We start from the raw sequence: 22,026 nt of genomic DNA on the forward strand, positions 1-22,026 counted from the left end.
TGTTCCGTTCTTTATTTTGTAACAGTTCAATAGAACACCCATCAACAAAAAAGCCAGGAAAATCTTCCTGGCTCCTGTATTCTGATGACCAATTAACCGTTCACCGGTTAACTAATCACTGTAACCACTTACTGGTTCACAAACTTCTTCGCGTTCACCTTACGGTCATTCTCATTCAGGAATATCTTGCGCATACGGATACTAACCGGGGTAACCTCGATGTATTCGTCAGCCTGGATATATTCCATCGACTCTTCCAACGAGAACTTGATAGCCGGAGCGATACGCACGTTGGTATCGCTGCCAGATGCACGCATGTTGGTCAGTTGCTTGCCTTTGGTCAGGTTGATCACCAGGTCATTATCACGGATATGCTCGCCCAAAACCTGTCCTTCATAAATATCCACACCCGGGTCGATAAAGAAACGGCCCCTGTCCTGCAATTTGTCAATAGCAAAGGCGGTAGTTTTACCGGTATCCATAGATACCAAAACACCATTCAAACGACCAGGGATAGTACCTTTCCATGGCTCATAAGCCTTAAAACGGTGCGCCATAATAGCCTCGCCGCCGGTAGCGGTTAATACGTTGTTACGCAAGCCGATGATACCGCGTGCAGGAATATCAAACTCCAGGTGCTGTAAGTCGCCTTTTGGCTCCATTACCAACAAATCACCTTTGCGTTGGGTTACCAGCTCGATCACCTTACCTGCAACGTCGCCCGGTACGTCAACGATCAATGTTTCCACCGGTTCGCATTTCACGCCGTCAATTTCCTTGATGATAACCTGCGGCTGGCCCACCTGTAACTCGTACCCCTCGCGGCGCATGGTCTCTATCAAAACAGATAAATGGAGAATACCACGACCATACACCAGGTACGAATCCGGCGACTCGGTCTCAACAACCTTCAGCGCCAGGTTTTTCTCCATCTCTTTGTACAGCCTGTCGCGTAAATGGCGCGAGGTTACAAACTTGCCTTCCTTACCAAAAAATGGCGAGGTGTTGATGGTGAACAGCATGTTCATCGTCGGCTCGTCAATTTTGATAACTGCCAGTTGTTCCGGGTTCTCAAAATCGGCAATGGTATCGCCAATGTCAAAACCTTCAATACCAACCACGGCACATATATCACCCGATTTTACTTCGGATACTTTAACCTTGCCCAAACCTTCGAAAGTGTAAAGCTCTTTTATTCTTGATTTCTGGATTTTGCCATCGCGCTTCACCAGCGATACCGGCATATTTTCCTTAATGGTGCCGCGTGCAACACGACCGATAGCGATACGGCCCACGAACGAAGAATAATCCAGCGAGGTTATCTGCATCTGCAAAGTACCTTCGGCGACTGGCGCCGGTGGTATGTTTGCTAAAATAGCATCCATCAGCGGGAATATGTTGTCCGTCGGTTTCTTCCAGTCGGTGCTCATCCAGCCTTGTTTCGACGAACCGTAGATCACTTCAAAATCCAGTTGATCTTCAGTAGCTTCAAGGTTGAAGAATAATTCAAATATCTGTTCGTAAACTTCTTCAGGACGGCAGTTTTCCTTGTCAACCTTGTTTACAACCACAATGGGTTTCAAACCAAGCGACAATGCCTTTTGGGTAACAAAACGTGTTTGCGGCATGGCGCCTTCAAAGGCATCGCAAAGCAGCAATACACCATCGGCCATTTTCAATACGCGCTCTACCTCGCCGCCAAAGTCGGCGTGACCAGGGGTATCTATGATGTTGATCTTAACATCTTTATACATAACCGAAACGTTTTTCGATACGATGGTTATACCACGTTCGCGCTCCAGGTCGTTGTTATCCAATATCAGGTCACCAGTGTCTTGTCCTTCACGGAAAATGGCACAGCTGTGTAATATCTTATCAACCAGGGTAGTTTTCCCGTGGTCGACGTGAGCGATGATCGCTATATTTCTTATTTTTTGCATGAAAATGCCGCCTCTAAATTTGGCGCAAAGGTACGCTTAATTAATGGGATATGGAAGAAAGCGTAAAGTATTAGCCGAGAAATGATTTTGCGGTAACATTGAGGTGGTTTCCGTCATTGGGCATTTGGGGGTTAGGTCGTCGGGTTGCAATGCCTAATGACAAATGGCTGATACCTTTTTGTCCGTTTGTTCCGTTCTTTATTTTGTGGAACAGGTAAGTGGAACACTACCGGAAGAAGCCGATTTTGGCTAAATCCACTTTGCTGCAATTCCTATTCCGTTGGCTGAAGCCAACGGCAATGAAACCTGTAAATTCATTGCCGTCCTATTTATGGGGCGGACCGATCTACCAATCCCCAATGACCAATCCCTAATTCCTAATGTAAGCTAACAACTCGCGTTATCTGCCATTTATTATCCCTGAACCGCCAGATAACGATAAATTTGTCGGGCTTGGATGGCGTCTCGCTTTCCACGTGATTGATGAACCGGTGCAGACCGATCTCTACCGCGCCCCAGGTGCCTATGGGGTACACCTCGATACTGCCCGGAACCAGCACCCGCGTTACTTTACCGCAGATATTGTCTTTAAGGGCCTTTAGAAGGTCTTTTTTCGAGGTCATCAGGCCGCCTTTATCGTGGTAAAACTCAATGCTATCCGAATAGATCGCTGCCTGTGTGGCCATATCACAGGTATTGTAGGCGTTAAAATAAACACTGTCCATGTGCACAATGGCGTTGTAAAGTTTTTGGTCGCTTATTTTATAAGTATAGGCATCCTGGCTTTGGGCCAATGCCGACGACGACACGGCCATAGTGATGAGCAAAGCTAAAAGTGGTGCATGTTTAAATATTTTCATATTTCCCGTTTTTAAAGTCGTAATGTTAATGTTTTGACGCAGCAAATGAAAACGACGTTACAAAGGTGATGCGTTTTGTTCCGTTCCTGGCCTGCAGGCAGGCGATGAGCGTAGCGAAGAAGCAATCTCTGAACTGTGCCAGTCATTTGTCCGTCCGTCCGGGTGTAACAATGCCTGCCGGACAGGCTGGCAATGACGGGGTGACGGTATGCTGGTGTCCGTCCGTTATTGTGTTACACTTTTATAAAACACTCCGGAACAACTGTTTCACCCTGTTAAGAACGGAACAAGCCTACCCGGAAAAAGATATGGTTGGCTTTCAATAAATTGCAGTAGTCAAAACAAATTATTCTTTATTTATAAAATTTTATCTTTATATTTGTAATGCCTGGCGCTTTACAGCCGCTTCGTCCGTCCGTCCGTTACCTTGTACCACTCCGTACCGGACGGACACCACACAAAATATAATATGCATGGCTTTCCTTCGAAAGAAAGTCAGGATCATCAGATAGTATAGATGGTTATAGGGGAGGTATTTTCTATCGCTTCGCGAAGAAAGTTTAAGCTGCTGTAAAAAATTGCAAAAGCTGCTAAGGTTAACTGTCATCAGACATTTATACTGCTACATTCACCACATTGCCATAACCACGCAGCATCAGTGTTCCGTCCGTACCGTTTAGGGTTATCACCCTACCGGACGTACGTACCACTGATAAGGAATTTGCTCCCGTAGTGCCGCAAGTTGTCCATTATTGGTACACTACTGTCACACCGGTAACGGACGGACGGACGGAGAAACAATAATTAATCGCCCCTTTGCGTGAAGGATTGAAGTGCATACCTGCCAGGTGGCTAAGGCCTTGCAGGCGTATAAACGGAAAGCCTGACCCGAGCCTGCCTGCCGGCGGGCAGGGTACGAGGGGCACGCCCGATGCCTAATGACCAGCCTTTACCTGCCAAACGCCCATACCAAAAATTTCGGCATTGCGAGGGCCCAGGTTGCTACGCTATGAGTGCCCCCAACAATTTCGAGGTATTGGATATCAGCCGGGCGGGTATAGCCTTTGGCTTCCAGTTCTTTGATCACATCAATGGTATCGTCGATGGAATCGATAATACCGTTTTTATTGCGGTCGGCGGCTTCATCTTTGGTGCCGGTTTGCAGCCAGAATTTCAAAGCGCGTTTTCCTTTGCTATCGCGAATGCTTTGGTGCATAATACGGTCGGCATCGGTGTAGCCCTTACCCAGTTCCTTACTTCGCCACCAGAACGAGCCGGAAAACACCCCCACCTTATCAAACAGCGCAGCGTTGTTCCAGGCAATATCCATAGCCGAAAGCCCACCTAACGAAAATCCCGCGAAAGCGGTAGCCTCAAAATCATCGATGCCCGTTTCTTTTTTTATAGCAGGCAAAAGTTCTTCAGTAATAAATTTGGTATAAACCCGGGCTTTGGCGCCGCGCTGCTTATAGTCGGGTTTACCGGCAATGCCGTATTCCTGCAGCCGGTCGTTACCACAATGTATGGCGGCCACGGCCACCGGTTTCAGTGCGCCGCTCTCGTACAAATTCTCCAGCGTTTCGCTTAGTTGCAGGGCGGTGGTCTCCTGCCCGTCATTCAGCAAAAGCAGGCTCATCGGCTCCGCTGCTTCACGGCCGTCGGGCAGCAGTAAAGTTATGGTAACATCCCTTTTCAGGAACTCCGATTCAATAGTTAATTCGTTTTGGGTAACGGTCATTTCGCTCACATTCCAGTTCAAATACATCGCACAAAAATCTTACAAGGGGGCAAAAATAAACTTATACGTTTACTTAAACTGAATTTGTTGAATAAATTGACAGATTGTTGTCTTTTTAAATCAAAGCATTTAACTTACATACATAAAATCCGCAGGCTTTGACAGAACAGTATCACAAATGGTATTCGCATAATTTAGGTTTGGATGTGGAGATGCTGGTGTTTGGCGACCGCGGCTATCCCGTTATTTTATTCCCGACCTCGCAGGGGCGATATTTTCAGAATAAGGACGAAGGACTTATACAGGCGGTGGAATGGTTTGTGAACGAGGGCCTGGTAAAGATATTTTGCCCAGAAAGCTTCGACTGGCTCACGTGGTACAATAAAGGCGTACACCCTGCCGAGCGTGCCCGCAACTATAATTTTTACGACAAGATGCTATACGAGGAACTGGCGCCCTGGGCCATGCACGAAACCGGCGTAAGCAAAGTAGCCACCGCCGGTTGCAGCTTTGGAGGTTACCACGCGGCCAACTTCGCACTAAAACATCCCGACCGGGTTGGGCATATGTTCAGTATGAGCGGGGCATTTGATGTGAAACAGTTTATGGACGGCGTTTACACCGACGATGTTTTTTACAACAACCCGATGGACTACCTGCCCGGCAGCAACCGGCCCGAGCTGTGGCACATGAACATCATCCTGGGCGCAGCCGAACATGATATCTGCCGCTGGGATAACGATCACTTGTCAAACATTTTAGGGCAGAAAAACATTAACCATTGGCTGGACATACGCGGCATTGGCGAACACGACTGGCCCATGTGGCGGGCGATGTTCCCGCATTATTTAAGTACGATTAAATAGCTATGAGACGTGAGATATGAGATTTGAGACAGGCTGTTTTTTTAGGATCAGGCTTTATCAAATAGACGTGAGGTTGGGGCTGTCACATAAGAGTGTCACAAAATAACGGACGGACACCATTTGGAAACTAACATTTAACCAGAACATACTATGAAAAAAATAGGCATCTTATTCGGACAGGAAAATTCATTCCCCCACGCATTTGTCGACCGCATCAATCAAAAAGGGGAAAAAGACATATCGGCTGAGTTTGTACACATCGATAAGGTGATGCAGGCCGAATCGCAGGGCTATTCGGTTATTATCGACCGTATATCGCAGGATGTGCCCTTCTATCGCGCCATGCTGAAGAATGCTGCTATTTGCGGTACAGCGGTTATCAATAACCCTTTTTGGTGGAGCGCCGATGAAAAGTTCTTCAACAATGCCCTGGCCGTTAAGATAGGTGTGCCCGTGCCTAAAACGGTTATACTGCCATCAAAGGACCTGCCCGACGATACCACGTCGCAATCGTTCCGCAACCTGGCCTACCCGCTGGATTGGGACGGGATATTCAATTATGTCGGGTTCCCGGCTTATATGAAACCGTTTGACGGCGGGGGCTGGAAAGAGGTTTATAAGATAGACAGCCTGGATGACCTTTGGCCCAAATACGACCAGACCAAACAATACGTAATGATGCTACAGGAAGAGATAATTTTTGATGATTACTTCCGCTGCTATTGCATAGGCGGCAAGCACGTGCGCATTATGCAGTACGAACCGCGCAACCCGCACCACCTGCGTTACGAGCATGGTAAAGCGCCTGCTGAAAAGAAATTGCTGGAAACGGTTAAAAACTATGTCATCAAGCTGAACAAATATTTAGGCTATGATTTTAATACGGTTGAATTTGCCATCCGCAATGGTGTTCCTTATGCTATCGATTTTTGTAACCCGGCCCCAGATGCCGAGGTAACCAGCGTGGGGCAGGAGAATTTTGACTGGGTGGTGGAAACAGCCGCCGACTATGCCATCGAGCGTGCCAAAAAACAAAAGTACGGACAGGACAACCTTACCTGGGGCGAATTTGTGCGAACGGGTGCGGCTAAAGAAGATTTGCTATCATCGGAGAAAAAAATTGAAAAGAAGGCTGGCAAAAAAGATGTGGAGACAGGGAAGATAGACCATGCCATTTCGGCCGAAGAAACGGTGAAGAAATCAGCACCCCAAAAAGCCCCGGCTAAGAAACCGGCAGCAAAAAAATGAACCTATAAGACGATGGGCCATTAACCCATCGCCATGCAACCAAACCATAACCCAATTATGAACGAATTTACCTTAGGCGTTGAAGAAGAATTCATGGTGATAGACCCGGTGACCCGGGAGCTGAAATCGCATGAGCAAAAAATTGTTGAAGGCGCCCAAAAGATACACGAGGACCAGGTGAAGGCCGAAATGCACCAGGCCGTGGTGGAGGTGGGCACACACATTTGCCGCAACACCGGCGAGGCGCGCAAGGAAGTTGGCAAATTGCGCGGTACCGTGGCACAACTGGCCGGCGATCTGGGCCTGCGTATAGGCGCGGCGGGAACGCACCCTTTCTCGCACTGGCAGCACCAGTTAATAACCGACCATCCAAGGTATTTCGAGATAGTAGATGAGATGCAGGAGGCTGCACGCTCCAACCTTATCTTCGGACTGCATGTGCATGTAGGCATCCAGTCGCGCGACCTGGCTATACACATTGCCAACCAGGTGCGCTATTTTCTGCCGCACGTTTATGCGCTATCCACCAACTCCCCTTTCTGGGAAGGACGAAACACAGGATTTAAATCGTTCCGCACCAAGGTATTTGACAAGTTCCCGCGTACCGGCATACCCGACTATTTCAGCAGTATCGAAGAATACGACCGTTATATCAAGTTGCTGGTGAAAACCAATTGCATCGACAACGCCAAAAAAATATGGTGGGACATACGTGTACACCCATTCTTCGAGACTATTGAGTTCAGGATATGCGACTGCCCCATGCTGATAGACGAGACCATGGCTTTTACGGCTTTGTTCCAGGCTTTGTGCGCCAAGCTGTATAAGCTGCGTTTGCAAAATATGTCGTTCATGACCTATAACCGGGCGCTGATCAATGAAAATAAATGGCGGGCGGCAAGGTATGGGATTGATGGAAAAATGATCGATTTTGGGAAGGAAATGGAAGTGAATACCCGTGGTTTGATACTGGAGCTGCTGGATTTTGTAGATGATGTAGTGGATGAGCTCGGCTGCCGCGATGATCTGCAATATGTACATAAAATACTGGAACACGGTACCGGCGCCGACAGGCAACTGGCAGTTTACGAGCAAAATAGTAACTTTGCCGACGTGGTGGATTATATCACCTCGCAAACTTTAAAAGGTATTTAAAAATAGATTTGAGACGTGAGATATGAGATTTGAGACCTAAACAGGCGAAAATCATCCTACACCTTGCCGCTCAAATCCAAAGAAAAATAATGATTTTGAGATAGATTGGGTTTTGAGACTTTGTACCGCGCAAATTTCTCGCATCTCACATCTCACATCTCAAATCTCACATCTCAAAAGAATGACAGATAAACCCGAAGTTAAAGTCGCGATACTGGACCTTTACGATGGCATTGCCAACGAAGGCATGCGCGGCTTCCAGGATATACTAAAACGATACAGGGAAAAGCACCAGCTTAATTTAAGCTATGGTATATTCGACGTACGCAAAAAATGCGAAGTGCCGGAGTACGACGATTACGACATTTATATCGTAAGCGGCGGCCCTGGTAGCCCGATAGACAGCGAAGGCAGTGAATGGGAAAAGAAGTATTTTAACCTGGTAGATAAGCTGGAGGACCATAACCTGTCGAACACTACACAAAAGAAACACGCTTTTTTTGTTTGTCATTCCTTTCAGCTGATGTGCCGCAAATACCGGCTGGGTGATATAAACCTGCGCCGGTCACCCTCATTTGGCGTACTGCCTGTACACATGACCAAAGCAGGGACGAGGGAACCGGTATTCGAAGGATTATCCGACCCATTTTATTCGGTCGATTCGCGTAGCTGGCAGGTAATCAATCCCGATGAAAAACGCTTTGTTGAGCTGGGTATGCAATTACTGGCCATCGAAAAAGAGCGCCCGCATGTCGATCTGCCGCGGGCTATGATGGCCATCAGGCTTAACGAGTATTTTATTTCTACCCAATTCCACCCTGAAGCCGATGCTGCCGGTATGAAAAACTGGTTGGGCAAGGAGGAGAAAAAGACTGAAGTAGTAACCGAGCACGGGCTGGATAAATACACCGAAATGCTGGAACGCCTTGACGACCCGGATAAGATAATGCATACACAAAACACCATAATCCCTAATTTTTTGGATCAGGCAGTGATGAGTTTGCAAGAAAGCCTCGCCTAAATCCTCTCCAAAAGAGAGGACTCGAAATTATTAGAACAGATTTAGAATCTCTTAACAATATGGAGTCATCAGCCAGGAAAGCATTTAACGATAATTTCACTCCTAAAAAATACCAGGTTTTTCTTGATGCTTTGAATAAAGGACTGAAAGAACCTATTGCTTTCCGCGTAGCGGAAACACCGGTTTTCCTCAGTGATGATTTCCGCGACAAGTTATTAGTCGCAGGAGAAGATATTATCAATGTCATTCTTCAACCCAATTTTAAGGAGTTAACCGAGAGGGCCATCCCCGAAAAATGGAACGTTGCAAACGAAAATGACCATCCCCATTTTATTGCTTTGGATTTTGGCGTATGCAAAGATGAACACGGTAATATCGTACCCAAGCTGATAGAACTCCAGGGGTTTCCTTCGCTTTATGGTTTCCAGATTCATCTTGCCGATACTTATCAAAAGGCATTTGAAATACCCGATAACCAGACGATCTACTTCAACCACCTGGGACGGGCGGTCTATATCGATCTGCTTAAAAAGACGATTATCGGGTCGCATCACCCCGAAGAAGTTGTGTTGATGGATGTTAATGCCCATGAGCAAAAGACCTCTGTCGATTTTTATATCACCCAAAAACTGATCGGCACCCCTGTTATTTCGCTCGAAGAGCTTATCGAACAAAACGGCAAGCTTTATTATGAAAGCCGGGGCGCTTATAAACCTATCAAGCGCATTTATAATCGCCTGATATTTGATGAGCTAGACGGTGATCCGGATATCTTCAACAAAGTAGTTGATATCCGAAAACCGCTTGAAGTTGAATGGATAACGCATCCTGCCTGGTTTTATCGCATAAGTAAGTTTACCATGCCATTCCTGAATGGGGATTATGTACCCAGGACGCAGTTTTTGCACGAAGTAAAACAAATACCGGCTGATCTGGATAAATATGTACTGAAACCTTTATTCTCTTTCGCCGGGCAGGGCGTTATTATTGATGTAAAAAAAGGAGATATCGAAAACATCAAAGATCCCGAAAACTGGATATTGCAGGAAAAAGTCAATTACGAACCTGTACTGCAGGCGCCTGACGGCGGTGTGAAAATTGAGATCCGTTTACTTTATCTTTGGCCCGATGGCGATACCAAGCCAACACTTGCTATAAATCTTGCACGCTTAAGCAGGGGAAAAATGATCGGCGTGCGTTATAACAAAGATTTTGATTGGGTTGGGGGCACTGTGGCCTTCATGCGAAAGTAAAACCTTATACTAATACGCTTGTATATTCGTATATAAGAAAGGAAAATGTAGTAAATTTGTGACATGATTTTTCAGTTGATCGTAGTAGCGTTACTTTTTGCCGCAGCGGTGTTTTACCTGGGCCGCACGATATATAAAAGCGTGTCGTCCAAAAAAAGCTGTGGCGAAAACTGTAAATGCGGAGTGGATTTTTCGAATATTGAACCGACCGGGGCTAAAAAATAAACTTAAAGCAGATATGAGATTTGAGACGTCATACTAAAAAGCCAAATCAGAATATCCTAAACTCATATCTCAAATCTATTATCTCATATCTAATAAATGGCCGATAAACAGGTTTTTCAAGCTGATACACCGGGTAGGTGGACCCGTTTTAAATGGATTAGCCGTGGAATTATCATCGTACTGGCCGCAGCCGTTGTGGCATCAGCCATAACCGTTACATCAAAGCAATACCCGTCTTTACCTAATCTTAACCCCGCACCAAAAAAATTATCAAAGGAAGAGCTTGAACAATTAAAAAGATCCACCAAGTACAGGGCCTTCAAGATCGATACCGAAAAGATCGGCATCCTGCGCAGAAACCTGCGCAGGCACCAGCTTAGGCACCCGAATAATAAAAATCGTATAAACGCTGCATTTTACCGGGCGTGGGAGCCACAGGCATATTCCTCACTGGTCGATCACATCGCAAAATTGGACATGGTGGTTAGCGAAGGCTTCACACTAACTGCCAATGCTGATACCGTTACCGCTAAAATAGACACCGGGCTAACCAACCTTAACAGGAAGTACAAAAAACCGATATTGATATCGCTCACCAACTATATCAATTATGACAACCTGCATGGCGCTTTTGATAACAAGGATCTCGACCGGATAATTAAAAGCAAGGACCTACGGACCAAATTCATCAAAAGTGTTGCCACCCAATTGGCTAAATATCGTTTCCAGGGCGTCAACCTTGAATTTGAAGATATAAAAGACCGGAACGATAAAAACTTTATCGCACTCGAAAAAGAATTTTACCACACCCTGCACCCGATGGGCTACCTGGTAACCACCAATGCCTGGCCCGAAGATGAGCAATACGACCTGAAACGGTTAGTGCAGTTTAATGATTACCTGTTCATCATGGCGATAGATGAACATAGTGAGGACAGTAACGCCGGCGATCTTTCAAATCAGCGTTGGGTAGAGGAAATACTGGATAAGGTTTGTGATAAAATACCCAGCGAAAAGGTTATCCTGACCGTGCAGGGCGGTGGCTGCGACTGGACGGAAAACAGTACCGGCAAGTCAACCAGCTATCAGCAGTCCATCAGCTATGCCCAGCAGAATGAGAGTCATATAACTTACGATCCTACTTCGGCAAACCTGCATTATACCTATTTTGACCAGGACAGCCTGGAACACACCGTCTATTTCACAGACGCAGCAACAAATTTCAACGTTATCCGCATGGCTGACGATTGGGCCACCGGTGGAATTGCTTTATGGAGGCTCGGCTTTGAAGACCCACGCTTATGGGCATTTTTCCAGAAAGACCTTTCCCTCGACTCACTAAGGAAAACAGGCATTGATATCAAGAAGCTGCAAACCGTAGGGTTGAACAACAGGATAGATTACGCCGGTGACGGTGAAGTGCTTGACCTGGTTACCACCCCCGATACGGGTCACATAAACGTAACCCTGGATACCGTTAACTATTTTGTTACCGATCAGCATTATATCAAACTGCCTACAAAATATGTAATCAAACGGTACGGATATGCACCCGGCAAAGTGGTACTGACATTTGACGATGGTCCCGACCCGGACTATACCCCGCGGATACTGGACATTCTGAAAAAAGAGAAGGTGCCGGCGGCCTTCTTCGTCGTCGGTTCCATGGCCGAGAAATACGTGCCCATTCTGAGACGCGAGTACGAAGAAGGTTACGAGATAGGCAATCATACCTACCTGCATCCTGATATATCCACCATAAGTTTACAGCGCGTAAACCTGGAACTTAATGCTACCCGGAAGCTCATCGAATCAGTTACCGGGCGTAGTACCATTTTGTTCAGGCCACCTTTCAATGCCGACGCAGAACCGCAAACGCTTGCCGAAGTTTTGCCTGTAGCCGAAAGCCGAAAACAAAGCTACATCACTATCGGCGAATCTATCGACCCCTGGGACTGGCAGCCGGGTGTAACGGCCGACAGCATCGTGGCGCGGGCAATTAAGCAAAAAGACGCCGGGTCGATGATCTTGCTGCACGATGCGGGCGGCGATACACGTGAAGAAACGATAAAGGCGCTGCCGCGCATTATCCATTATTTTAAAAGCCACGGGTACCAGTTTACCACCATTGCCGATGTATTGCATACCGATAAGGCCGAATTGATGCCGCCGATACGGGATGACGCAAATACGGGCATAATGGGTACGCTTTATGATATTTTTATTCAGGGCTTCTTTTATGGCAACTGGTTTATGCTGTATCTGTTCCTTTCGGCTATTTTCCTTGCTATCGGGCGTATCGTACTCATAGCGATATTAGCCGTCCGGCAGTATTATGAAGATAAAAAAGACAAAAACGAGCGGACGGATGAACACCTGTATCCGGTTAGTATCATCGTACCGGCTTATAACGAGGAAGTAACTGCCATTAAAACTATTCAAAGTCTTTTGCAGGTCGACTATCCCGAATTCGAGATCATATTTATTGACGATGGGTCGAAAGATAAAACTTACGAATTGGTAAATGCCTCATATGGCAACCACCCCAATGTGAGGGTACTTACCAAGCCCAACGGAGGCAAGGCGTCGGCATTGAATTTTGGCATAGCACATTCCAGGTACGATTTTGCGGTTTGTATTGACGCTGATACGCAACTAAAGAACGACGCTATTCGTCACCTGATGACCTATTTTACCGATGACGAGATAGGTGCTGTAGCAGGTACCGTTAAAGTAGGCAACGAAACAAATATCATTACCATCTGGCAGTCCATCGAATACATCACCGCCCAAAATATGGACAGGCGCGCATTCGATGTGATCAACAGTATTACCGTGGTGCCAGGCGCCATCGGCGCTTTCCGCAAGGCTGCGGTTTTTAAAGCAGGCGCTTTCACCTCCGATACCTTAGCCGAAGACTGCGACCTTACCATGCGCATATTGAAACAGGGTTATATCATAAAGAATTGTGCAGAAGCTATTGCTTATACGGAGGCTCCAGAAACCCTGAATGCTTTACTTAAACAGCGATTCCGCTGGAGCTTTGGCGTTATGCAAAGTTTTTGGAAAAACCGCGATGCGCTCTTCAACAAAAAATACAGCTTTTTCGGGATGGTGGGCATGCCCAATATCCTGATCTTCCAGATCATATTGCCATTATTTTCACCTTTGGCCGACCTGATGATGATCATAGGTTTATTTGGCGACAAACCCTGGAAAATATTGACCTATTATATTGCTTTCGTACTCATCGATTTCATAGTGTCCATAATTGCATTTAAGATGGAAAAGGAGAAGTACAGCAAACTGATCTACATCATCCCGCAGCGTTTTATCTGGCGCCAGCTAATGTATTACATCCTGTTCAAATCGATACGGAAAGCGCTAAAAGGCGAATTAAGCAGTTGGGGTGTGTTGAAACGTACAGGCAATGTAAAGGTGAAAGAAAAGGCGCTGAGTTAGGTTCAGGCCTTCTCGATCAGGCAAACAGCATAAGCGACTACACCTTCCTGCCTGCCGATAAACCCCAGTTTTTCGTTAGTCGTAGCTTTGATGGAGATATCGTCGCTGTCGATGCCCGCAGATTTGGCAATATTTGCCTGCATTGCAGCAATATGTGGATTGATCTTCGGTTCTTCCAAACAAACCATAGCGTCGATATTGCCCAGGGACCAACCTTTTTCGGATAATAACGCTATCACATGTTCTAAAAGAACAAGACTACTTATGCCCTTCCACCGGTCATCCTTATTCGAAAAATGAAAGCCTATATCACGCAGGTTGGCCGCGCCTAACAATGCATCACAAATAGCATGCAGTAATACATCCGCATCAGAATGGCCGAAGGCGCCGGAATGATGTTCAAGATTTACACCGCCCAAAACAAAAGGATGCCCTGTTTTTAACTGATGTACGTCAAAACCAAAACCTACCCTTATTTTACTCATTATTTTTTTGTGGACCCAAAGTTAGCCATTAAAGTGAATCGCAGTGTATTGGCTAACGGACTATTTTGCTGGCTGGCGGCAATGTAGGCGAAATCGAAGGCAAAAATATCATATTTAAACCCTGTGCCGATTGTAAAATAATGAAGGCCGCCTTTGTTGGGGTTTTCATAAAAATAACCTGCCCGCAACGCAAATTGCTTGTTGTACCAATACTCAACGCCCGGCGAAATGGTGAACTCCTGCAGCTCTTCGCTAAAACCTCCCGGGGCATCAGTAAATGACCCGAAAATACCTGCTGGAACAGAAACATTATCGTCTTTGCCCTTGATGATATTACCGTCAGCATCGCGAATAGGCGGTGTAGGTACCAGTAGCTTGTTAAAATCGAGTGCGAAAGTGAATTGGTTATACTCGTCCAGGTTTATAGTATTGGCAATGCCGAATTTCCAGTTAGTAGGGAGGAAATATTTGGTGCCATTATCAGTATAGCTGATCTTCGAACCAATGTTGGAGATATTGGTGCCGAAAGAGAACGTGGCATTGTTGCCAAACTCCTGTATTTGTTTGGTGTAAAATAAAGAAACGTCGGCGGCTATCGCATTACCCGCCTTAACTTGCTGTCCCGATAAGAACGAACCATTAGCAAGACTTGAATGGATATAACGCAGAGTAAGGCCCAATGAGAATTCGTTGCCAAATTTACGGGCGAACGAGCCATCTATTGAAAATTCATTTGGCGTATAAGTACCCAACGATTGCTGGCTGGCGTCCGTCAACTCGATCGATCCCAGGTTAAAGTAGCGCATCGAGGCGCCAAAAGTATTCCTGTCGTCCAATTTGTGAGCGTAAGCGATATAAGAAAGACTTACATCGGGCACAAGGTTGCGCAACCATGGGCTGTATGATGCTGAAAGGTCATCCCCGCCATCTAAAAACGCCAGTTTAGACGGGTTCCAGAAATTTGCATTTACATCTGGCGACAGCGCTACGCCAGCCTCGCCCATCGCGCCCGAACGCGAATCAGGTGTTATTAAAAGGAACGGAACTGCAGTAGGTATCTGCGACGAATTACTACCATTTGTATTAGTGCCTCCCTGGCCAACAGACTGAGCATAAGCTGCAACTGGCAGCGATAATCCGATAGATAAAACAAGGCTCCAGGCTCTTGAGTTGAAAAACTTCATTGTTGCAATTTAGCGTTAAAATTCAAAATATTTGCTTTTCATAGATAACACATTTTCATGTGGCTTAATATAAAGAAAGTCAAATATTTATAGACGTGAGTTAATAAAAGTAATATTTGTGTAACTCAATGGCGGGTTTTACGTTTAAAGCCAAATAAAGGTTTATCCTTTTTCTGAATTTAATACACAAACTGGGTTTAATTATTAATTCATTTTTTTTAGCTTTACACATCAAATTACGAGTAAAAATATGAGAATGCTTTTTACGAGAACTGTTTTACTGCTTACCGGGGTTGGATTTATCCTAACCAGTTGCAGTAAGCGTGAGGTTTCACAAAAAACGGGCATAGCTTACAATGATAAGAACAACGGAGGCTATGAGCGTTTCAGGCAGTCACATCCTGCCCCCGGGCCGGGCCTTATCCCTATTGAGGGCGGCACCTTTGTGATGGGCGGTAGCGCTGACCAGGATGTGACCTATGACTACAATAATGTTCGCCGCCGGGTAACCGTACCTTCATTCTATATGGATGAAACCGAGGTATCAAATCAGGATTGGCTCGACTATATGCACTGGATAGGTATTACCTTCCCAGATGATCACAAACTTTACTATGATGCCATACCCGATACTTTGGTTTGGCGCAGGCCTTTATCTTACAACGATCCGTATGTAGAAAACTATTTACGTCACCCGGCATTCCAGGATTATCCTGTTGTTGGTGTAAGCTGGGACCAGGTTCAGGAATATTGCACCTGGCGTACCGACCGGATGAATGAAAATATATTACGCGAAAAAGGTATAATGTTAAGCTGGAAAGATGCTGCAGGCGGCGGCAAAGGAAAGGCTACTGCTGCTGCGGGCAAACCGGCAAATAAGGACCCATTCAATACTGATATTTACCTGAACGGACAGTATAAGGGCGCAGGCATTGATGGCAAAAAAATGATCGTCGACATTAGCCCAACGGCCAAAGCTGCAACAGGTGCCAATGGCAAAGCAGGTGGTAAAATTCTGAGACCGGCTCGCATAGAGGATGGTATTTTGAAACAAAGATACCGCCTTCCGTCAGAAGCTGAATGGGAATACGCAGCTTTATCCCTTATTGGCAATACAGAGTTCGAAAACATCGATAATAATAAAGTTTATCCATGGAATGGCCTTGGTGTACGTTCAGCCAAACAAAAAACCCGCGGCCTGATAATGGCAAACTTTAAACGCGGCGAGGGTGATAATACCGGTGTTGGTGGTTACCTGAATGATAAAGCGGACATCACCGCGCCTGTTAGATCGTATCAGCCAAATGATTTTGGTTTGTACAACATGGCGGGTAACGTAAACGAATGGGTTCAGGACACTTACCGTCAAACTTCATTCGAAGAATTTGAGGACTTCAATCCGTTCCGCGGGAACGAGTACAAGGACAAGCGTATGGCTGACCCTAACAAGGGCCTGTTTGCAAAAGATAAATATGGCAAACCTATCCTGGATCCATCCAAATCAAATAAGAAAGCTACTTATGAAGAGTTGCTGGCACGCCAGCAGGCAGCGGCCAATGGCGGTAACGCCACGGGTGCAGCAAATACAAACCCGGCAAACCCTAATCCTGTTGCCGGTAATCCATTGGCAGGCAAGCCTTACAATCCTGACTTCAGGGGCGCTGCCGACTCGGTTAACATGACACTTTATGGTACAACTACATTAGTTAACGACAAATCGAAAGTATATAAGGGCGGTTCGTGGAATGATATGGCTTACTGGCTGAATCCTGCTACCCGCCGCTTTATGGACGAAGATGAATCAAGCGCCGAGGTTGGTTTCCGTTGCGCCATGACCATGGTGGGCGCACCTGAAATAAACCCATCGGGCAAACCCCACTACAGTATAAAGAAACCTAAAACATATAAAGCTAAATAAGTTCTGCTTTTTAATATAAAAGGCGCCCTGCAAACAGGGCGCCTTTCTTTTTTACGCTAACTCCAGGTGATTACCTAAAAAACGATCAAAACCTGTCCCTTTTCTACCTTATCACCCGCCTTGATCTTTAATGTTTTAACGGTCACATCAGCCGGTGATTTAATAATGTTTTCCATCTTCATTGCCTCCAGCACAAACAGGTTATCTCCTTTTTGTACCTGGCTCCCTTCGTTGACAAATACCCTCAGCACCATGCCCGGCATAGGCGCCTTTACTTCGCTCACCTTTGCGCTGTTAAGTGCACTCATCCCCAGCTTATCCAGCAGCAGATCATATTGATCCTTTGCTGTTACCGTGTAAACGTTTCCGTTAACTTTGATCTCTGCGGTTTTTGATTCTTTATCAAAGTTTACTACCTCTACGTTATATGATCGAAAATCACGAATGATATGAAATATAGACTCGTCAAGCTGCCTTACATCCGTTGCCTCATCTTTATTATTTACCAGTAACTTTTCGTTCTTTTGTTCAACCGCGTAATCGTACTTGTCGTTGACTTTTATTTTGAGCATAAGTGTTTGTTAGAGATCAGAGATCACGCAAATCTCCGCGTTATCTTTAAATAGGTTTTTTTGATATTAAGTATTCAGGCTGCAATATAAGTGATCTGCACATACTATTCACTGGTCACCAATTAACTACTGTGTCAAGGCATACTGCACCATGTTGGCGCCCATTTTTAGCGCTTTAATTCGTATTTCCTGGGTATCGCCCGGGTAGGTCCCATAATCTTCCCATCCATTGCCCAGATCGCATTCGTAGTCATAAAAACAAACCAGGCGCCCCTTATATATCAATCCAAAACCCTGCGCGCGTTTACCATCATGCTCATGGACTTTTGGCAACCCGTTGGGGAAATCATATTTCTGATGATAAATTGGATAGTTAAGCGGCAATTCAACAAAATCCAACTCAGGAAAAACCTTTTTCATTTGCGGCCGGATAAACTGGTCGAGGCCATAATTATCGCAGATATGAAGGAACCCGCCGCCAATTAAATATTTACGCAGGTTTTGAGCTTCCTGGTCCGAAAAGATAACGTTGCCGTGCCCCGTCATAAAAATGAAAGGGTAATTGAAAAGCTGGGCGCTGCCAACTTCCACCACCTCATCTTCAGGCTGGAAATTCGTTTTAAGGTTCTCGTTGCAAAATTTGATAAGGTTGGGCAATGCAGTGCGGTCGCCGTACCAGTCGCCTCCCCCATTATATTTAAGTCTGGCCATTTTATATGCAGGCGCATTAAACCTGCTAAGGCCTAAAAGTGTCAGTATAGCTACGGCCCATAATGCTTTCATATGCGGTTTAAAAAGTTTATCTCGAAGCAGGCTTCTAATGCAGCCGTCTCAGTTCTTAAACGACTATTTCCTAAAGTTATGGCTTTGAAATCATTTTTTATAGCATCCCTTATTTCCTGCGGACTAAAATCCCCTTCTGGTCCGATCAGTACAAGATATTTGCCAAGAGGTTTGATCAGATCTTTAAGATCCGATTTATCTCCCGGCTCACAATGTGCGATCAGTCTTTGTCCGTCAAACGGAGATGAAAGAAATTTATTTAGGGCTACCGGTTCGTTGAGTTTCGGGTGCCATGCTTTAAGCGACTGTTTTATAGCCGAAGTAATGATCTTATCAAGCCGGTCGGTGCGGACTTCTTTTCTTTCTGATCGCTGACAAATGATCAGTGAAATTTCATCGATACCTATCTCTGTAGCTTTTTCTAAAAACCATTCGATTCGTTCGATATTTTTTGTTGGGGCAACGGCAATGTGCAGGTAATGATTTCTTCTATTCGGGTCAGGTGCTACCGTCAGAATTTGCAGCTGCGTGCGCTTGGGATGGGCATCTTTGATCGTCGCGGTGTAAAAGTTTCCTTTCCCGTCTATTAGCTGCACCTTGTCACCGGTTTGCAGGCGCAACACCTTTACGCAATGCTTGCTTTCCTCTTCATCAAGGTAATGTGTTGAAGATGCAGCATCAATTCCAGGTGTATAAAAAAGTTGCATCCGGGAACGGGTTTAATGAAGATCGACGGTGTCTTCTTCGTTAAGCAGCAATTCGAGCTTTACCGATTCTATATTCTGATCCGATTTTTTTAGAATGGTGATATTATACCCGTTGGCTTCTGTCTGCTCACCAACATCAGGTATCTTTCCAAAAATATCACCCAGCCATCCGGAAACTGTGTCGTAGTCGCCATCTTCAGGCAGGTCATGCGGTAAATGGCTGTTCACATCATAGATAGGTGCAAGCGCATTTACTATGAATTCCGTTTCATTCACTTTTTCAACAATAGGTTTTTCCTCATCGTACTCATCCTGTATATCGCCAACCAATTCTTCTACTATATCTTCCAGGGTCACCATGCCGGCTGTCCCGCCAAATTCGTCCAGTACAATAGCTATCTGGATCCGTTTCAGCTTCATCTCGGCCATCAGGTCGTTTATCTTTTTGGTTTCAGGGATAAAATATGGCTTTCTGATAATATCCTTAAGCTGGAATTCCTTTTTATAAGCAAGCAGTGGCAACACATCCTTGGCATGTACTATGCCTACTATCTTATCTATGGTATCTTCGTAAACCGGTATCCTTGAGTAGCCCTCGGCTATAAGCAGTTCTATCAATTCGTCCTGGTTGGTATCCACCTCAACGCCCGATATTTTAGTACGGGGCACCATGATATTTTTTACCACGCGTTCGTTAAAGTCGAATACATTCTGAATAAGCTCATGCTCGGTCGAGTCGATAACCCCGGTTTCCATACCCTGTTCAAGCAGGTATTGCAATTCCTCCGAACTATGGTGTGCCTCGCTCCCGGGTGCAGTGTTTACTCCAAATAGTCCCAGGATGAAATTGGCGAAGCCGTTTAAGAGCCAGATGAACGGTCTGAAAACCACAAAGAAGAACCTCAAAGGAACCGATACGGTCATAACCGTTCGTACCGACTTTTGTATAGCGAGCGATTTCGGCGCCAGTTCTCCAAATACAATATGAAGAACGGTGATAGATATAAACGCCACCACATGGCTTATGTCGATAATCAGTACGGAATGGATGTTCAACCCAAACACAGAGAACAGCTTCCACATTAACTTGGTTACCACGTCCTGCCCAAACCAGCCCAAACCAAGTGATGCGATGGTGATCCCCAATTGCGTGGCGGCCAGGTAGCCATCCAAATTCCCCATAATGCCTTTGGCCACCTTAGCCGTCCGGCTACCGGATTTTGCCTTGATCTCGAGCTGCGAACCCCTTACGCGCACCATAGCAAATTCGGCGGCAACAAAAAAACCGTTCAGCAGAACCAGGAATAGGGTAAGAAATATATAGTAACCGTTAATTTCTAAATCTGCGGGGTTCATTGATCAAGTTATTGGTACGAAGGGAAAGTAGATTTATACAGCTCCAGACTTTCCAGTATCACTTTTTGCGCATAGCGCTTTCCGAGCAAATGCTCTATGGTCACATTCTTACCTTCCAGCTTTTTATAGTCCTGGAAAAAACGAACGATCTCTTTCATTGCATGCGGCGGTAATTCGTTCAGATCATTGATATAGTTTACCGACATGTCATTTTTTGCTACCGCAATGATCTTATCATCCTGCTCACCGTTGTCCACCATGTGCATTACACCGATAACTTTGGCTTCGATAATGGACATCGGGAACACATCCACAGAACACAGCACCAATATATCAAGCGGATCATGATCGTCGCAATAAGTTTGGGGTATAAAACCATAATTTGCCGGGTACATTACCGACGAAAACAAAACGCGGTCGAGTTTTAATAGTCCCGAATCCTTATCTATTTCGTATTTAGCTTTGGAACCCTTGGGTATTTCTATTACTGCATGAACGATATCAGGTATACTGTCGCCCGGTGATACCTGGTGCCAGGGATGTTGTGTACTCATTATTAATTCTTTATAGATAGTTATGTGTCTTCATTACCTGCTTCCGTGTTAACAAATTTTCGCCTTATATAAGCAAAAATAAGCGGCGCTGTGGTAATTAATATTAATCCTAATACAACATATTTGAGATAATACTTAATTTCTTCGGGATATCTTCTCCCGAGGAAAAAACCCGTCAAAGTTAATGTGCAAACCCACATTATGCTGCCAATAAAGTTGTACAGCGTGAATTTTTTGACATCCAGCTTAACAACACCTGCAAAGATAGGGGCAAAAGTTCTAATTATCGGGAAAAATCTCCCTAAAACCAAAGCCATGCCACCATATTTGGCATAAAACTCCTCGGCCATGGTTACATAACGTTTTTTGAAGAATAATGATTCGTTGCGTTTAAATAAAACCGGCCCGGTACGGTAACCAAACCAATAACCAGTATAATTACCCAAAACACCGGCCGCTATAAGCGACAGCACCAGTACTGAAATATGCATATCAAGTACCCCGGTTGCACAAAGTAGGCCGGCCAATACCAGCAGGTAATCGCCGGGCAAAAAGAACCCGAAGAACAAGCCGGTTTCGGCAAATACTACAATAAGCAAAAGGAAAAATCCGCCCTTACTGATAATGGAGCGCGCGTCTGTCAGATTTTGAAGATGTTCCCAGAATTGTTCCATTCACGATCACCGTAAAACTACTAAT

Annotated in this window: 21 protein-coding genes; 9 read left to right on the forward strand and 12 right to left on the reverse strand. The window is 45.4% G+C overall.

Features of this window, described 5'->3' with window-relative positions:
- Window positions 1-128: 128 nt before the first annotated feature.
- Both typA and FRZ54_RS00635 read right to left on the reverse strand, forming a co-directional pair.
- A complete protein-coding gene (typA, locus tag FRZ54_RS00630; RefSeq protein WP_147029724.1) occupies window positions 129-1,940 on the reverse strand; it encodes a translational GTPase TypA in 1,812 nt (603 codons plus the stop codon).
- A gap of 377 nt (window positions 1,941-2,317) precedes the next feature.
- Window positions 2,318-2,800, reverse strand: a complete 483-nt coding sequence (locus FRZ54_RS00635; RefSeq protein WP_228462591.1) for a nuclear transport factor 2 family protein — start codon at window positions 2,798-2,800, stop codon at window positions 2,318-2,320.
- Between the two features lie 68 nt (window positions 2,801-2,868).
- Here FRZ54_RS00635 and FRZ54_RS00640 point away from each other — a divergent pair, with 68 nt between their 5' ends.
- Window positions 2,869-3,126 (forward strand): hypothetical protein, encoded by a 258-nt coding sequence (locus FRZ54_RS00640; protein ID WP_147029725.1) that lies wholly within the window; start codon window positions 2,869-2,871, stop codon window positions 3,124-3,126.
- A 47-nt stretch (window positions 3,127-3,173) separates the two neighbouring features.
- Here the strand turns inward: FRZ54_RS00640 and FRZ54_RS00645 are convergent, their stop codons facing one another.
- Together FRZ54_RS00645 and FRZ54_RS00650 are read right to left on the reverse strand one after the other, a co-directional pair.
- A complete protein-coding gene (locus tag FRZ54_RS00645; protein ID WP_147029726.1) occupies window positions 3,174-3,407 on the reverse strand; it encodes a hypothetical protein in 234 nt (77 codons plus the stop codon).
- Between the two features lie 342 nt (window positions 3,408-3,749).
- Window positions 3,750-4,565 (reverse strand): alpha/beta hydrolase, encoded by an 816-nt coding sequence (locus FRZ54_RS00650; RefSeq protein ID WP_147029727.1) that lies wholly within the window; start codon window positions 4,563-4,565, stop codon window positions 3,750-3,752.
- 131 nt (window positions 4,566-4,696) lie between these two features.
- Here FRZ54_RS00650 and FRZ54_RS00655 point away from each other — a divergent pair, with 131 nt between their 5' ends.
- From FRZ54_RS00655 to FRZ54_RS00685, 7 genes are all read left to right on the forward strand, one after another.
- Window positions 4,697-5,404 (forward strand): esterase family protein, encoded by a 708-nt coding sequence (locus tag FRZ54_RS00655; protein WP_147029728.1) that lies wholly within the window; start codon window positions 4,697-4,699, stop codon window positions 5,402-5,404.
- Window positions 5,405-5,554: 150 nt separating this feature from the next.
- Entirely contained in the window at window positions 5,555-6,652 is a 1,098-nt protein-coding gene (locus FRZ54_RS00660) for an ATP-grasp domain-containing protein (RefSeq protein WP_147029729.1), read from the forward strand.
- Between the two features lie 57 nt (window positions 6,653-6,709).
- Window positions 6,710-7,807, forward strand: coding sequence for a carboxylate-amine ligase (locus FRZ54_RS00665; RefSeq protein ID WP_147029730.1), 1,098 nt, complete (start codon window positions 6,710-6,712; stop codon window positions 7,805-7,807).
- A gap of 181 nt (window positions 7,808-7,988) precedes the next feature.
- Window positions 7,989-8,828: a type 1 glutamine amidotransferase gene (locus tag FRZ54_RS00670; protein WP_147029731.1), complete on the forward strand. Its 840-nt coding sequence runs from the start codon at window positions 7,989-7,991 to the stop codon at window positions 8,826-8,828.
- Between the two features lie 59 nt (window positions 8,829-8,887).
- Window positions 8,888-10,081: a hypothetical protein gene (locus FRZ54_RS00675; RefSeq protein WP_147029732.1), complete on the forward strand. Its 1,194-nt coding sequence runs from the start codon at window positions 8,888-8,890 to the stop codon at window positions 10,079-10,081.
- Between the two features lie 63 nt (window positions 10,082-10,144).
- The gene (locus FRZ54_RS00680) at window positions 10,145-10,306 is read left to right on the forward strand and encodes a FeoB-associated Cys-rich membrane protein (RefSeq protein ID WP_147029733.1); all 162 of its coding nucleotides are present in this window, start codon (window positions 10,145-10,147) and stop codon (window positions 10,304-10,306) included.
- Between the two features lie 96 nt (window positions 10,307-10,402).
- Entirely contained in the window at window positions 10,403-13,768 is a 3,366-nt protein-coding gene (locus FRZ54_RS00685) for a glycosyltransferase (RefSeq protein ID WP_147029734.1), read from the forward strand.
- Window positions 13,769-13,770: 2 nt separating this feature from the next.
- Here the strand turns inward: FRZ54_RS00685 and ispF are convergent, their stop codons facing one another.
- Window positions 13,771-14,253, reverse strand: coding sequence for a 2-C-methyl-D-erythritol 2,4-cyclodiphosphate synthase (ispF, locus tag FRZ54_RS00690; protein ID WP_147029735.1), 483 nt, complete (start codon window positions 14,251-14,253; stop codon window positions 13,771-13,773).
- Window positions 14,253-15,437 (reverse strand): type IX secretion system outer membrane channel protein PorV, encoded by a 1,185-nt coding sequence (gene porV, locus FRZ54_RS00695; RefSeq protein WP_147029736.1) that lies wholly within the window; start codon window positions 15,435-15,437, stop codon window positions 14,253-14,255. Before porV ends, ispF begins: the two co-directional genes overlap by 1 nt.
- 250 nt (window positions 15,438-15,687) lie before the next feature.
- Between porV and FRZ54_RS00700 the strand changes: the two genes are divergently transcribed.
- Window positions 15,688-17,355, forward strand: a complete 1,668-nt coding sequence (locus FRZ54_RS00700; protein ID WP_147029737.1) for an SUMF1/EgtB/PvdO family nonheme iron enzyme — start codon at window positions 15,688-15,690, stop codon at window positions 17,353-17,355.
- 74 nt (window positions 17,356-17,429) lie between these two features.
- Here FRZ54_RS00700 and FRZ54_RS00705 read toward each other — a convergent pair whose 3' ends face one another.
- From FRZ54_RS00705 to FRZ54_RS00730, 6 genes are all read right to left on the reverse strand, one after another.
- Entirely contained in the window at window positions 17,430-17,927 is a 498-nt protein-coding gene (locus FRZ54_RS00705; RefSeq protein ID WP_147029738.1) for a biotin/lipoyl-containing protein, read from the reverse strand.
- Window positions 17,928-18,053: 126 nt separating this feature from the next.
- On the reverse strand, window positions 18,054-18,710 hold the full coding sequence (locus FRZ54_RS00710; RefSeq protein ID WP_147029739.1) for a DUF4159 domain-containing protein: 657 nt from the start codon (window positions 18,708-18,710) through the stop codon (window positions 18,054-18,056).
- Window positions 18,707-19,417: a 16S rRNA (uracil(1498)-N(3))-methyltransferase gene (locus FRZ54_RS00715; RefSeq protein WP_147029740.1), complete on the reverse strand. Its 711-nt coding sequence runs from the start codon at window positions 19,415-19,417 to the stop codon at window positions 18,707-18,709. Before FRZ54_RS00715 ends, FRZ54_RS00710 begins: the two co-directional genes overlap by 4 nt.
- A gap of 12 nt (window positions 19,418-19,429) precedes the next feature.
- Complete coding sequence (locus FRZ54_RS00720) at window positions 19,430-20,773, reverse strand: hemolysin family protein (protein WP_147029741.1); 1,344 nt, start codon at window positions 20,771-20,773, stop codon at window positions 19,430-19,432.
- 8 nt (window positions 20,774-20,781) lie between these two features.
- Window positions 20,782-21,327 (reverse strand): inorganic diphosphatase, encoded by a 546-nt coding sequence (locus FRZ54_RS00725; RefSeq protein ID WP_147029742.1) that lies wholly within the window; start codon window positions 21,325-21,327, stop codon window positions 20,782-20,784.
- Window positions 21,328-21,347: 20 nt separating this feature from the next.
- Window positions 21,348-22,001: a DedA family protein gene (locus FRZ54_RS00730; RefSeq protein ID WP_147029743.1), complete on the reverse strand. Its 654-nt coding sequence runs from the start codon at window positions 21,999-22,001 to the stop codon at window positions 21,348-21,350.
- Window positions 22,002-22,026 lie beyond the last annotated feature (25 nt).

Source organism: Mucilaginibacter ginsenosidivorans (assembly GCF_007971025.1).
GTDB classification, from domain to species: Bacteria; Bacteroidota; Bacteroidia; order Sphingobacteriales; family Sphingobacteriaceae; genus Mucilaginibacter; species Mucilaginibacter ginsenosidivorans.